Origin of the sequence: Symmachiella macrocystis (assembly GCF_007860075.1) — a bacterium.
GTDB lineage: Bacteria > Planctomycetota > Planctomycetia > Planctomycetales > Planctomycetaceae > Symmachiella > Symmachiella macrocystis.
On the sequence record NZ_SJPP01000002.1, the window covers coordinates 472,536 to 486,029 of the forward strand.

Consider the following 13,494-nt stretch of genomic DNA (forward strand, 5'->3'; position numbering starts at 1 on the left):
GTATAGCAGAAGCCGCAAAAATCACAGAAGTTCAGTACGGGCGGATTTTTTCGCAATTTGCCACGAAATCCACTCAGTGATTCGCTCATCGGCAAGATTCATTGACAGCGCCGGATCGATTCCCTAGATTGTCCGACGCAGCTCACTGGGGCGATTGACGCAATTGGTTAGCGTGCTTCCTTTACACGGAAGAAGTTACAGGTTCGAGTCCTGTATCGCCCACTTATTCGCTCGTCAATGTATCACGGCTTACCTCAGACCCCTGAAACACAGGGGGCTTTTCATTCCTTGAAGAGGCTTGATGAGACTTGACGTGCGGTGAATGTGCCGGATTCTGTGCCAGAATCTCTGGCCGTGTTCGCGGCCCGGTCGGTTCCTTCGTGGCTCGATTGAAATGGTCAGCCGTCACTTGACGGTAATGCCCGTCAGCAATCTTCTCGGTGTGCCCAAGCCAGGCTGCGGCCTCATGCGATGGGAACAGGTCCGCCAGCTCAGTCGATCGAGTCGCCCTAAAGTTCTGCCACAGACGCGGCAAAGGCGTGAGGCCAGCTTTCACGATCGCTCGTTTGAGCCACGTCCGCAGATTCTAATCGCCTGACCGGACTGATGGGAAGATATAGACGTCTCCTTCCGATGCTGTGCCAAAAGCATCCTGAAGGGCGGGAAAGACCTCGGGAAATATCGTGCAGACTCGGCTGTCACCTCCGGGATACCTCTCCGTTTTGGGCGAAGTGATCAGAACTCGACGATCCCCCCAGTCAATACCCTCCATTTCAACGGCACGATCTCCTTGGGGATAAAGTACTGGCAGCCGCGCGACGGAATCACTGAGCCGACCAAATCAGCGAAGGGGTTCGTTGTGATTTGCTTTCTACGCGCGGCTAAGCGGCAGAACATCTTCACATTTGCTGATCTCTTGTGAACCGTGTTTTCCGCCAGTTGCTCATGGGCAGCCAACCACGCGGCCCAACTATCAGCCTCTGCTGAGGTGATCGAGCCAATTATTCGGTCCGCACCGAAGAACTCAATGAGATTCCGTCGCGTGTGTGGGAGCGGCTACTCTCGAAACGGACTCGTAACGTGAGTCAGTGATCTTGGCTCAAACGCTCGTCCAACCCGCTCCGCTAGGTTTGGATTTTGCAGCGCCGTAAGTTCGGTACCGCTGAATCGAGAGTTAACATCCAAAACTAAGGGGCGGAGGTCCGTTGAGACGGCGAATCGCCAATCCAGACTGCGACTGCAGATTAAGTTAGGCTGAATAATTTTACCTGTGCGGTCTGTTTGGTGCGGGTCTCTTTGTGCGGCGCATACACCTGCACGGTCGGCACCTCCAGGTCCTGTGCCACTTCCAGATGCACCCCCAAGCCGACATCGACCGAAGCGAACACGCCAATAGGCCATTTCTCCATCGCAGATGTCTCCTCAACGTAAGCTGGAACGCATATTGAACATCGGCCAATTGACCGGGGCAGTAGCGTGGAATCCAGATGGAACGCAACTCGCCACCGACAGCGACGATGGTACGATCCAGTTATGGACACCGGACGGACAATCGGAGGCTTTACTTAAAGGGCATGAAAACCGGGCGACCTGCATCGCTTGGTGTCCCGACGGCCAATGGATCGCTTAAGGAGGACGGGATAGCAAGATTCGCCTGTGGGACGCCTCGACCCAGCAGCAACTTTGAATTTTGCAAGTGTTTGGCGACGGTGAATCTGTCAAAGTTGCCCCCGACGGTCGCATTCTCGACGGCAATCCCGTGATTGTCGATCGCGGATTCCGATACATCCTCGAAAAACCAACGGGAGCAATCGAAATCCTCACGCGCCGCCAGTTTCATAACCGCACTGGGAAGGTGGCAACGATGAAGGACCGTTAGGCGAGGGCAGGTACCTCGGTTTCGGCGTACCGAACGCGGCCCCAAAGCCCAAATGCTACACCGGGAAGTGATTCTGCTCATGGGAGTGGTATTGCTGACAGGAGGTGGCGTGTCAATTGTCCCATGGAGCGATTGCCCAACCCGTCAACCATCCAGCCTATCCAAATCCAGACGATTTATACCTGAGACTTATTCGAATTCCGGTGCCAAGGGTAATGGAAGTCTCACGAATAAGGCCAGGAAAGTGATTTGACCCAACTATATCCGAGCCCATACTTATGTTTGAACGACGACTTGACGAATTTGCGGAGTTGCCTTTTAAAACGCTTCAACGCTGGTTTTTCAATGCTGGGGAGTCGTCGAATTCTTTCTTGGATCTCGGCGACTGGATCTGAACGATCGTATGCCCCGATCAATTCGCCAGATTCAAAGACAAGTTCAAATGCTTCCAGGCTCCACGAGGCGACGGCATCATCATTGAGATCACTATAGTCAACGTCAATACGCCATGAGGCATCATTGTAACCCAGTTGAGCAGCGTCATAGTCAATCCACTCACGTGTCAATAGTACGCCGCCGCTATATTCCAGATGGACATTCAAATCCTGGTAGCAATTGTGGAAATTTGAGGATTCGCCGTCAGGCGGTGGCGACGGGGCGACACCATCGATCGGAGGGCCATCTATGGCTTCGAAACCGTATGGCGCGCTGTGGTTTGATCTGACGGGGCTAACAAAGAGAGTATTAAGTATTAATCTTTCATCCAACGTTGCGTATTCCGCGACGTACCCTCGGACGCAGCCGGTGATGTAAGCCAAGATTGGTATGTCGAAGACCTCTACATCGAATACATCGCCGTTACTCGTCGCAGCGACAGAATACGTAACTTCGTTATGATGAAATAGGTCGCGTTGGCTCACAAGCATGGCATAGCGCCGTATTGAAAAACAGGAATGTGCTCCTCGTATGATACAAAAAAAGCGATTTGCTCCAAATTATTAGAGATGTGACCGACGAATGTAACCGAGGCAGATGAATGGGCGGGCGCTATTTGGTAAATCTTGGTAAACTTCTGATGACTTTACCAACCTTCCTGGCTGATCACATGGCAGGAGACTCTTCCCACATCCAACGAAAAGGGCGCGTAAATCACCTTGAAGATGCTATGCACGATGAGGCGACTCTATATCCCTGCTTGCCGGTCATGATCATTAGTTTCGGCCGTTCGTCCGCGACGGAAAAAGCAGCTGACTAATCAAGGGCGCGACGCAACGAGGAAAATACGTCACAGCCGGTGTTTATTTAATACGTGGCGAATTCGAGGCGCCAATGCCAACCTGTATGATCATCGTACAGTATTCATAAATTCGAACACAATTTCTGTAAACTAGCAAGGAAATCATTCTAGCGTACTATTGCCCGTCCCGTTAAACGCCAGCCCACCCCGAACCGGAGAGTTCGAGAGTTTCGAACGGGGGTGTCCTTTAAACGGAAACGGGGCAGGCCGGTCTTTCCGGCCACTCGAGGTGCGTCGAGTCGGGCGAAAACGACTCCATTTTATGGAATACCACGCCGCATGAGGTTATCATCGGTGGAACTGCCCGCCGACGTAGCTTAGCCAAAATCCATCTCGGGAAAATCGGTTGATCACTCCCAATTAAACCACGATTTCATTTGAGGATTGATAACATGCGGTCTTTTATCGCACTTTGCCTGCTGCTTGTTCCGACGATAGCTCTCGCCGACGATTCAGGCCTGAGCATTACTCCAGACGTCGTGTACGGCCACAAGGACGGCCTCGCGCTGACGTTCGACGTATTCACGCCAACGCACGACGCAAATGGCGTTGGAATTCTGTTTATGGTCAGCGGTGGGTGGTACTCGCATTGGGCGCCCCCGGAACAAATGCAGGGGCTTTTCAAACCGCTGACCGACAAAGGATTCACGGTCTTCGCGGTCCGGCATGGCAGCAGCCCGCGTTACGGAATTCCCGATGCCGTCTCAGACGTTCGCCGCAGTGTCCGTTTCATTCGCAAAAATGCCGGCAAGTACAAGATTGACCCAAATCGACTGGGCGTGTTCGGTATGAGCGCGGGAGGACACCTCTCCCTGATACTCGGCACAACGGCCGACGAAGGGAACCCGGACGACAAGGACCCCGTCGGTAGAATCAGCGACCGGGTACAGGCCGTAGTGGCGTTCGTCGCTCCAACCGATCTGACGATTATGGTAAAGGACTACCCGCAGCGATTGCCGGCTTACGCAAATTTCCCGGCGCTCGATCTGGGAATGAAGGAAGCGGAAAGTCATTCCCCCTTGAGGTATGTCACTCCCGACGATGCACCGACACTCTTACTCGCTGGAGCAAAGGACGACCTCGTGCCGATCGATCATAGCCGCAAGATTCAAGCGGAATTCGATGCCAAAAAGATTCCAAACCAATTGATCGAGTTTGAAAACTCCGGGCACGGTTTCACCCCAGATGACATGCAACGATCCGTCGCGGAAATGGCGACTTGGTTTGAGAAACACCTGGCCAAACAGTGATCCCGTTCGGTTCCAATAAGATGTTTCATGGTAGACTGACAGATTAATTGAAAAAGTTACCCTTCTAAAACGGCCCCCGATACCGAAAGTCCCGTTAACCGAAAAGAAGTACCAAAACCTTTGCCCCACTGGTTAACAGGATGCGCGACAAAAAGAGGTATCGCAGCCTTCGACAAACCGGCGTTTCAACGTCGAATATGTCACTCTCGTCTTCATCAACTTGGGAACTCGAAAGATCTACGCTAAGCCGGTGGCGCTGCAGTCCGACGCCGCTCAGTTGGATCAGCAGGCTAGGTTCTTCCTGTTGGACCTCGAGGACAAGGGTGAAGAGTTCACCCATTCGATCCGAGATCGCGACACAAATTTCACAGCTCAGTTTGACGATGTGCTCAAAGCCGAAGGGGTAAAGATCAAGGTCCTACCGGTACAGAACCCCAACCTGAATTCCAAATGCGAACGAATCATCCAAAGCACCAAGCAGGAATGCCTGAACAATTTTCTGGTCTTCGGCGAGCAGCATCTGAACTACCTCGCCCGTGAATACATCCGTTATTACAAAGACGATCGCGCCCATTCTTCCTGTGGGAATTTACCGCCATCGTGCATTGATCCGCCACCGGAGAATAAGACCATCGTACTCGAGATATTGTTCGCTGCGAACGACTCGGCGGGTTGATTCAATGGTATGAACGGGCTGCGTGATTTCGCCAACGTCTTCGCGGCTGCGCTCGTCTTGCGCACTGACCGTGACAATCTCCCAATTTGCAATAGCAACTGGGGCTAGAGACCATGATTTCCGCCGACAGTTCTGTCAAGCGATTTTCAGTGGAACGTCGTTTCGTCGTTTAACTTTCGTCCATCATTGTTTTTGGACCGCGCGTCTCGTATCACGCCTGCCGGTCAATCCAGTCTACGCAGAGTTCCGCGATCTCCTTCCACGCTGGTTCCAAACTCAAATAGTGACCGTAGCCGGGCGCCTCATGAAATGTGGTGCGCTCACCGTGGCGCTCAGCGATCAGCCGCGATGTTGACGGCGGGACGGCTATATCGTCCGTACCGGACACCATCAGGACCGGACATTTGATGGCGTCATAGTCGATCCTAGTCGTCTGGTTGACGTCGAACATCCAGAAAAAAAGTTCGAACATAACCTGTCCCGACTCTGGCCCTAACCGGTCGAACACCCGCTTCTGCTCCTGAACATCGAGCTTGTTAAGACCAAACCGCGCCATGGTTTCAAAGTCGGGAAGCAGCGTCTCCTCCCAAAACGCGCCAGCAGAGATGAACATCTTGGCTAGTTCCCGCTCGTGGTCTGTTGTCGGCAGGATTCCCCAGTTGACGCTGCCATTCAGCAGTACGATAGCGCTGGCCAGGCCGCGACTCGCGAGCTTCTGGGCGACAATGCCACCCAGTGAGTGACCAATTAGGATGGGCTGGGTATTCAGCGTCCCAACGAATGATGCGATGTCCTCCACATAGTCGGCAATGCTTAACCCCTTCATCAGCACTGCATCTTTTGGTGATGGCGACGGGTCGTGGTGGCGATAGGCCGGGCAATGACAGGCAAACCCTTTCCCAGCAAAATACTCGGCAAAGTTCGCCAAGGTCCAGGGCCCAGCATTAGTGCCGTGGATAAAGACGACGGTGTCCATGAAGAAACATTCCCGATTCTAAGAACATAAAACTATCGCGAAAGCGCCCTCATCGCATGTTGCCCGGCACACTGGCTAACTTTGACGAAGCGCAGAAATCGAAACTACGACAACACCGATTCTACGATGTGAGATGCTGGCTGCAACGTAGTCGCACTTACCGGGTAGCCACTACAAAATCAAAAACCTCAGCGGTTATCTCTACCGCCCAAATTTCTTGATGAGTCGAAGTGCTCGAAGTTGGACAATCTTCGACTGACCGGCCTCCTTCTTTGGGACCAGAAATCTGAATCGTATATCAGGCTCTGGTCTCGGTTGATGGGGGCAGGTTACTGGTGCAAAACCCCAACCTGAATTCGCGCTGCGAGCAGGTGATCCAAAGCATCAACCAGGAATGTTTGGACAATTATCTGTTGTTTGGTGAGCAGCACCTGAATTACCTCATCGGTGAATATGTCCGTTATCAAGACGAAGATCGCACCCATTCGTCCTGTGGGCATTTACCGTCCTCATGCATTGATCCGCCAGCGGGGAACAACACCTTCGTACTCGATGATATTGTTCGCCGCGAACGACCTGATCGGGTCGATTCAATGGTGCGAACTTGCCGCATGCTTCACTGATCAGTAGGATTTCCACACGACGCACTCTCCGTGAGCGTCTTACCCCAAAACCCACCAATTTGAAAATGACAACTGCGGCTTACTACCGTTGTTTCCGCCGATAGTCCTTCCAGGAAACCTTGAGACCAACCCACTATCGTCGTTCGACTTTCGTCGCTCACTGTGACTGGTCCGCGCGAATCATTGTGAACCCCGCAGCCAATTCATCCGTTAGCAACCCGCCGATTTCTGCGAAGATTCGCTCGTAATCGGTCTCATCGCTGCTGCCAATAGTCTTCAGTGGAGCCGTTGCCAACATCTCGACGATGGATTCATGAAACTTATCGTCAATCGTAAGGTCCAACAGGGACGTTCCGACCAGTCGGGCGGCGTCTTCGGCGGCTGCATTGTCTACATCGAACAGAGATGTGGATTCGCTGGTTGCGTCGACCAAGTAGACGGTACTTTTCTCGCCATTCTTGGAAGACGGCAACAAAGCCGGTGAAGGATCGGCAGTAACTTGCGGGTTGGTGTTCCTTGCAGCGGGATTAAAGCCAGCGGCTACATTTTCGCCGGCGGCGACAACCGCAACTGGTCCCTGCGAGAAGATCAGATAAGCGACCTGTTCGGTGGTATGACTTCTTTCAGTATCTCCGGCGACATCTTCATCAATCGCAAGACCAATCGTGTTACTGGACTCATTTGAAGAAAGCGGTGTTTCACCGTAGAGAACGGCCCAGCCGCCGTTACCGCCATCCATACCAGCCAGTGAGGCAACTGCCGAAATTGGCGCGCCATCCGTCGAGACATTGTAATTGTAAGCAGGGCTGTTGCCGTATCCAGCAATGGAATCAGCCCCCAAACCAGCAGTGTAATTTAAGCCGTCGATGGTTCCTGAGCCCGATTCAATCACGATGTAACCGATGGTTTCATCATTTCGTGTTGAGTCAGGATCTTCGCCGACGTTTTTACCGACATAAAGGCTGTTGGCAGACGGAGCGTTGGTTCGCGAAGTACCACGAGACCAGAAGGTTGAAAAACCAGCATCATTTTCAGACATCACTTGCCCGACAACAACCGGAGCGCTGTAGTTGTTGGCATAACTACGTTCCTCACCGACCCAACTATTGTTTTCGTCTGTCCTGGTCGAGACGAACTTGACTGCTTCCATCGTAATTCCATGGTTGGCCTGAGTGTAAACACCTTCTTCGACCACCGTATAATGGACCTTCATCGCCGAAATTGGGTCTACCGATCCATCGGTTCGTTGCAATTTGATTTCAAAACTATTTCCGTTGGCATTCCGAATACGGGTCACCACGGGAGGGTCTCCCGCCTTGCTATTCACTGTGGCAACAACAACCATCGAATCATAGGTGTGCCCCACTTCGACCGTCTGCCATTGATCCGAGACCCCGCCGAGAACATCAGTACGAAATTCAGGGTTACCAATTTGAACGGGAGTTGGTTCAGAAAAGACGATATAGGCCACTTGTTCGGAAGTATGACTTCGTTCACTGTCTTTAGCGATGTCTTCATCAATCGCAAGCCCCAGTGAATTAGCGGACAGCGGGTCTGCTCCATAGAGTACAGCCCAACCGCCATTATTGCCGTCCATGCCAGCCTGTGAGACGACAGCTGACAGCGGTGTTCCACTGATTGCGAAGTTGTAATTGTACGCAGGGCTGTTATCGATTCCCAAAACGGAATCTGCCCCCAGGCCGGCGGTGAAATTCAAGCCGTCAATGGTTCCTGAGCCCGATTCAATCACGATAAAGCCAAGGGTTTCATCGTTCCGAATTCGATCGGAATCTTCGCCAACATGTTTTCCCACGTAAAAATCGGTGGGTGTTGGAACATTGGACCTACTCGATCCGCGTGACCAGAAGGCGGAAAAACCGGAATCATTCTCGGTCATCACCTGACCAATCACCACCGGAGCGGTGTAGCTGTTTTGATATTCTTGTTGTTCTCCCGCCCAACTGCTGTTGTTGTCGGTGATGCTGGAATCATACTTGACCGCTTCCATGGTAATTCCATGGTCAGTTTCGTTGTAACTCCCCTCTTCCACGGCAATGTAATGAACGTTCCTGCCCGGAATTGCCGTCGTCGATCCGTCGGTCCGTTGTAGTTTGATTTCAAAGCTGTTTCCGTTGGCATTACGGATACGAGAAACAACGGGTGGGTCTCCCGCCTGACTATTCACCGTTGAAACCACAACCAGCGAGTTGTAAGTATGATCGAGAGTAACAATTTGCCACTGATCGGTTACGCCCGTGAGAACTTCAGATCGAACAGCCGGTTCCGAAACGGCATTTCCAACCGTCAATGCGAACGAAATCTCCGATTCAGCACCATCGCTATCTGTGGCTGTAATCGTCACTGTCCCACTGTCTGCAGTGCTCGTTGTATCAAAGGACCAACTCCATGTGCCGTCGTTATTGTCAACGACGGTCCCCACTGAAGCGGAAAGAGATACGTTATCATTACCAACGTCGCCATAGCTGCCGCTATTATTTGCGGTATTGCCTTCAATGACCTCGACAGAGGCACTATTGACTCCCACTCCCGGAGCAACGTTATTGACCGTTAACGCAAATGTCGTTTCCGAAGCAGCGCCATCACTATCGGTTGCGGTGATGGTGACAGCTGTGCTGTCGTCAGGGCCATCCGTCGTATCGTATGACCAACTCCAGGTCCCATTGTTGTTGTCGACAATCGTACCGACAGATGCAGAGAGCACAATGCCATCGTTTCCGGCATCGCCATAGGTACCCGTATTATTCGCGGTGTCGTTTTCGTCTACGGTGACGGACGAATTGTCAGCCCCGACCGTCGGAGCGAGATTATTCACCGTCAACGAGAAGGTCGTCTGCGCGGCCGCGTTTGCATCATCTGTCGCCGTGATTGTGACCACGGTGCTGTCGTCAGGGCCATCGGTCGTATCGTAAGACCAACTCCAGGTCCCGTCGTTGTTGTCAATGATCGTACCCATCGACGCGGTGACGGTCACGGGGTCGCCATTCGCATCCCCGTACGTGCCACTGTTATTGGCCGTGCCTCCTTCATTGACGGCCACCGTGGCCTGGTCGACGCCGACGGTGGGCGGCAGATTGTTAATGGTCAGGCTGAATGACGTCTGGGTGGCTACGTTGTCACTATCGGTCGCCGTGATCGTCACCGTTTGACCGCCGTTGGGTTCGCCGGTCGTGTCGAACGACCAGGACCAAGTGCCGTTGTTGTTGTCGACCAGCGTGCCAATGGAAGCTGTCACAGTGACGGTGTCGTCCCCGACATCATTGTAAACGCCGCTGTTGTTGGCAGTGCTTCCCCCCGAAACAGACACCGTCGCATTGTCAGCGGCTACCGTTGGGGCCACATTGTCGACCGTTAATGCAAATGTGGTTTGTGCCGCTGCGCCGTCGCCATCGGTTGCGGTGATCGTGACCGTGTCGCTTTCATCAGGGCCATCGGTCGTATCGTAGGACCAACTCCAGGTCCCGTTGTTGTTGTCAATGATCGTGCCCATCGACGCGGAAAGACTGACAGTATCACCAGCCGTATCGCCGAATGTACCGGTGTTGGTCGCAGCAGTTCCTTCAGGAACGGTGATAGACGAGGAATCAACAGCTATCGTCGGAGCGACGTTGTTGATGTTTTCAAAGTAATGAACTTGTTCATTTAACCCTTCAAATACAAACGCATCCAGGTCGCCATCACCATCCACGTCGCTCAATCGGGATCGCCAGCCCCCCGCGGTGTCAGGCGCAGTGGGAGTGATGAAGGTCGAAACGAAACCAGTCGTAAAAGTACCGGAGCCGTCATTTTCCCACGTCTGGATCGTGCCATTTACACCATATGTGGAAAAGAAAGCGTCGAGGTCGCCATCGCCATCGAGGTCACCAATTTGGATGCCTTCAATGCCTCCCTGGCCATTTTCATTGGTGAAAGTGCGTTGGCTGTCATAACTGAAGTTGCCCACTCCGTCGTTGCGCCACAGTTCCACGTAATCGGGATCACCACTGTTAACGACGAGCATTAAATCAAGGTCACCATCGTCATCAAAGTCACCCTGTTCGACATTCCAATGACGATTTTCCCCAAAGTCCTGGGCGGACTTCGTGAACGTGCCCGATCCATCATTCAACCAAAGTTCACTTGTTTGGCCGGAATTGAAGTTGGCGAAGACGATGTCGAGAGAACCGTCACCGTCGAAGTCTCCCACTGTGGTATCCCAGGTATCATCATCGGCTGTGGTCATCGGCATTGAGGTGATCTGCGTGAAGCTGCCGCTACCGTCATTGAAGAGCAGCAGGCTATTTCCGGTACCACCGAAGCTGGAGCCGTCATCGTCTGCCACGATCAGGTCCACATCCCCATCGCCATCGAGGTCACCCACTTCGACTTCATAAGCTTCGAGGCTGCTGATTCCAACGATATCGATACCGGTACCGAAGTTACCCGCACCATCATTCAGATAAACGGCTTGAGTCGATTTGACCAGTACCACGATGTCGAGGTAACCATCGTTGTTGAAGTCAGCAATTTCAGTTCCCAAGGCATGGTGCGCTGCCGCAGGGTTTGCTTCAATTGCCAAGGCTTGGCCCGAATCGACGAGAATTTCCGCATTCTCGTCATAAAACCAAATCTGATGTCCACCATTGACAAACGCGAACACGGCGTCGTCCCAACCGTCGCCGTTCAAATCGCCGAAAACAACTTCTTTGACAAAGTCACCGTCATTCACGCCCGGAGCGATATCTCCTTCAACGAATTCACCAAGGCTGGTTGCCGTGTTTACGGTGATGACATCAATGTCGTAATCGTTATTGTTCGTCAGGTCGGTGTCATTCACCAAATGAGGGGTTGTCACCGAGGCCTTGTTGAAGACGAACGATTGGGCATCCGCCGTAACGGTTCCGCTGACCGTGTATGTGATTGTGGAACCGGAGGCGAGGTCGATCAATTCATTGATGTCACCCGTTCCGCTCGTATTCCCACTCGCACCTGCCGACAGCACCGCCGTCCAGGTCATGTTTTCCAGTTCAGCGTTGAACGTGTCAGCGACAGTTGCTCCAACCACATCGACGGGGCCATTGTTTGTCACGGTCAGGGTGTAAGTAACCGCTTCGCCTTGAGCGACCGATGTAGGACCGGAGGATTTCTCAATGTTCAGATCCGTCTCGGCGCCTGAAATCGTGATGAAATAGTCCTCGACTTCACCATCAACAGCTTCACCATCATAAGAGAGGCCGGCTTGCGTACTAACGCGCAGTCTTGCGTAAGTAGAGCCAGTGACTGCGGCGAGAGGGATCGTAAAGTTCAGGTCGTTGTCTCCTGCAACCACAGCTTGATCAACGACAAACTGTTCGCCGTCATCAGCGAAGTCACCGTCTTGGTTGTAATCGATCCACCCATTGAGAAAACCGGAACTTGAAGCAACCACGGTCCCGGTGACGTTGTCACCGGCAATCAAAGCGGTGATGGCTGTGATTCCATCATCGTAAGTATCGAGTGAGGCGTTGACATCGGGTTGACCATCAAATTCCGTGTCGACAGTCGCTCCCAGATGCAGACCGGACCCACCCAGATGGCTGGCCCCGTTGCTGGCTGCTAACGTCGAATAAGAATCAGGCGCGTCGCCGTAATCCTTGGGAGTGGTCAAAACATAGCCGACAATTGGCGATCCCGTATCGGAGGCCCATTCTCCATTGGGGTTTGTAGGACTCACTTCGTTACTTAGTTCGCCGCTCGCTTCCAGCGAGAAGGAGAGGTCCACCGTTTGCCCCAATTCAATGATTGAGTTACCAAATTGGTCAGTCAGGAATCCTTCAAACGGAACCATCATTTCCAGTTTGGTACTATCAGCAGATTGGGCAAATGTGATGTTTCCCGTAACGACGGGTCCTCTATCCTGGACAAAGGTGACTGAATCGTTTCCGCCATTAGCGGGGTCGTCGTTTTTGTAGACCCACTGGGTGTAGTGGTCGTAGTCGCCGGCTTTAATCTCCACGAATCCCGGGTCAAATGGCCCTTGGGTTTGGGGGCCTCCCCATACATAGTTGCCACCGGATTGATCGGCAAACGATTGTTCCAGCTCAGCATCATCTAACGCACCATGGAGCAGGTAGTGGCCCGTATTGATAGCTCCGTTATAGAATTCCAGTTCGGCATTCATGTCATAGCCGTCTGAAGTGGGATAATATCCCCCTTCGTTCAGCCAGTAGCCGGTCGAGTCATCGTTATCGACATCAATCGTCACGATGACGTAATAACGACCCGATCGCAGACCTTCAGCTAGGTTTTCCTGTTGAGTGGCACCAATCTCGCCGCTCGCTTCGAAATAGAAATAGAAGTTTTCTTCATCGTGGCTAACTTTGTATTCCAGTAAATCAACGTCGGGGTGGTCGACATAACTGGGGGTGTCATTCTGCCCGTTGTGATCAGTGTCGTGTTGATCGTCAGTGGCGTCAGTGTAGCTTGTGACAGCCTCCCAATCACTAAACTCACCATCGATCACAATGCTCGAAGCGGAGAGCAATATCCGCGTTTCCAAAACCTCAGCCGACCAATTACGCTGCTGTTTTCTTCGTCGGGTGTTTTGTTCAGTTCTGCTTTTTGCAGTGAAGAGAGAAGCGAGGCGCGCATGAATCCAGGGCAATGCCATACTGTCGTCCAATTTCCAGAATGAAGGTCCCGAGAAGTGAGGGAAAAGCTCCTGCTCCGCCCGATTTTTGTACGAATATCAGTAAGAGAATAAGGCTTCAATCGTAAGGCTGCATTCTGAAGGGCGAAGTGAAACTCGGAAAAATGC

The 13,494-nt window shown here is 52.5% G+C and carries 9 protein-coding genes and 1 tRNA gene; 6 read left to right on the forward strand and 4 right to left on the reverse strand.

Annotation, left to right across the window (positions count from 1 at the left end; all coding sequences use genetic code 11):
- The first annotated feature begins 148 nt into the window (after nt 1-148).
- Nucleotides 149-222: transfer RNA gene (locus CA54_RS19900), tRNA-Val, on the forward strand.
- Between the two features lie 1,022 nt (nt 223-1,244).
- Here CA54_RS19900 and CA54_RS19905 read toward each other — a convergent pair.
- Nucleotides 1,245-1,409 (reverse strand): hypothetical protein, encoded by a 165-nt coding sequence (locus CA54_RS19905; protein ID WP_231963139.1) that lies wholly within the window; start codon nt 1,407-1,409, stop codon nt 1,245-1,247.
- 5 nt (nt 1,410-1,414) lie between these two features.
- Between CA54_RS19905 and CA54_RS19910 the strand changes: the two genes are divergently transcribed.
- Together CA54_RS19910 and CA54_RS19915 are read left to right on the forward strand one after the other, a co-directional pair.
- Nucleotides 1,415-1,630, forward strand: a complete 216-nt coding sequence (locus CA54_RS19910; RefSeq protein ID WP_146372745.1) for a WD40 repeat domain-containing protein — start codon at nt 1,415-1,417, stop codon at nt 1,628-1,630.
- A gap of 66 nt (nt 1,631-1,696) precedes the next feature.
- Nucleotides 1,697-1,879 (forward strand): hypothetical protein, encoded by a 183-nt coding sequence (locus CA54_RS19915; protein ID WP_146372746.1) that lies wholly within the window; start codon nt 1,697-1,699, stop codon nt 1,877-1,879.
- A 224-nt stretch (nt 1,880-2,103) separates the two neighbouring features.
- Here the strand turns inward: CA54_RS19915 and CA54_RS19920 are convergent, their stop codons facing one another.
- Nucleotides 2,104-2,805 (reverse strand): hypothetical protein, encoded by a 702-nt coding sequence (locus tag CA54_RS19920; protein ID WP_146372747.1) that lies wholly within the window; start codon nt 2,803-2,805, stop codon nt 2,104-2,106.
- A 763-nt stretch (nt 2,806-3,568) separates the two neighbouring features.
- Here CA54_RS19920 and CA54_RS19925 point away from each other — a divergent pair.
- Both CA54_RS19925 and CA54_RS19930 read left to right on the forward strand, forming a co-directional pair.
- Nucleotides 3,569-4,426, forward strand: a complete 858-nt coding sequence (locus CA54_RS19925) for an alpha/beta hydrolase (protein ID WP_146372748.1) — start codon at nt 3,569-3,571, stop codon at nt 4,424-4,426.
- Nucleotides 4,427-4,646: 220 nt separating this feature from the next.
- On the forward strand, nt 4,647-5,102 hold the full coding sequence (locus tag CA54_RS19930) for an integrase core domain-containing protein (RefSeq protein ID WP_197532644.1): 456 nt from the start codon (nt 4,647-4,649) through the stop codon (nt 5,100-5,102).
- 211 nt (nt 5,103-5,313) lie between these two features.
- Here the strand turns inward: CA54_RS19930 and CA54_RS19935 are convergent, their stop codons facing one another.
- Entirely contained in the window at nt 5,314-6,078 is a 765-nt protein-coding gene (locus CA54_RS19935) for an alpha/beta hydrolase (RefSeq protein ID WP_146372750.1), read from the reverse strand.
- Nucleotides 6,079-6,413: 335 nt separating this feature from the next.
- Between CA54_RS19935 and CA54_RS19940 the strand changes: the two genes are divergently transcribed.
- Nucleotides 6,414-6,701 (forward strand): transposase, encoded by a 288-nt coding sequence (locus CA54_RS19940; protein WP_146372751.1) that lies wholly within the window; start codon nt 6,414-6,416, stop codon nt 6,699-6,701.
- A gap of 157 nt (nt 6,702-6,858) precedes the next feature.
- On the opposite strand, the gene CA54_RS19945 is transcribed toward CA54_RS19940, so the two are convergent.
- On the reverse strand, nt 6,859-13,221 hold the full coding sequence (locus CA54_RS19945; RefSeq protein WP_197532645.1) for a beta strand repeat-containing protein: 6,363 nt from the start codon (nt 13,219-13,221) through the stop codon (nt 6,859-6,861).
- Nucleotides 13,222-13,494: the final 273 nt, after the last annotated feature.

Excerpts from the sequence above, each read along its gene's own strand:
- CA54_RS19905 (WP_231963139.1), bottom strand. The coding sequence starts at position 1,409 with ATGGAGAAATGGCCTATTGGCGTGTTCGCTTCGGTCGATGTCGGCTTG.
- CA54_RS19910 (WP_146372745.1), top strand. The coding sequence starts at position 1,415 with ATGTCTCCTCAACGTAAGCTGGAACGCATATTGAACATCGGCCAATTG.
- CA54_RS19935 (WP_146372750.1), bottom strand. The coding sequence starts at position 6,078 with ATGGACACCGTCGTCTTTATCCACGGCACTAATGCTGGGCCCTGGACC.
- CA54_RS19925 (WP_146372748.1), top strand. The coding sequence starts at position 3,569 with ATGCGGTCTTTTATCGCACTTTGCCTGCTGCTTGTTCCGACGATAGCT.
- CA54_RS19920 (WP_146372747.1), bottom strand. The coding sequence starts at position 2,805 with ATGCTTGTGAGCCAACGCGACCTATTTCATCATAACGAAGTTACGTAT.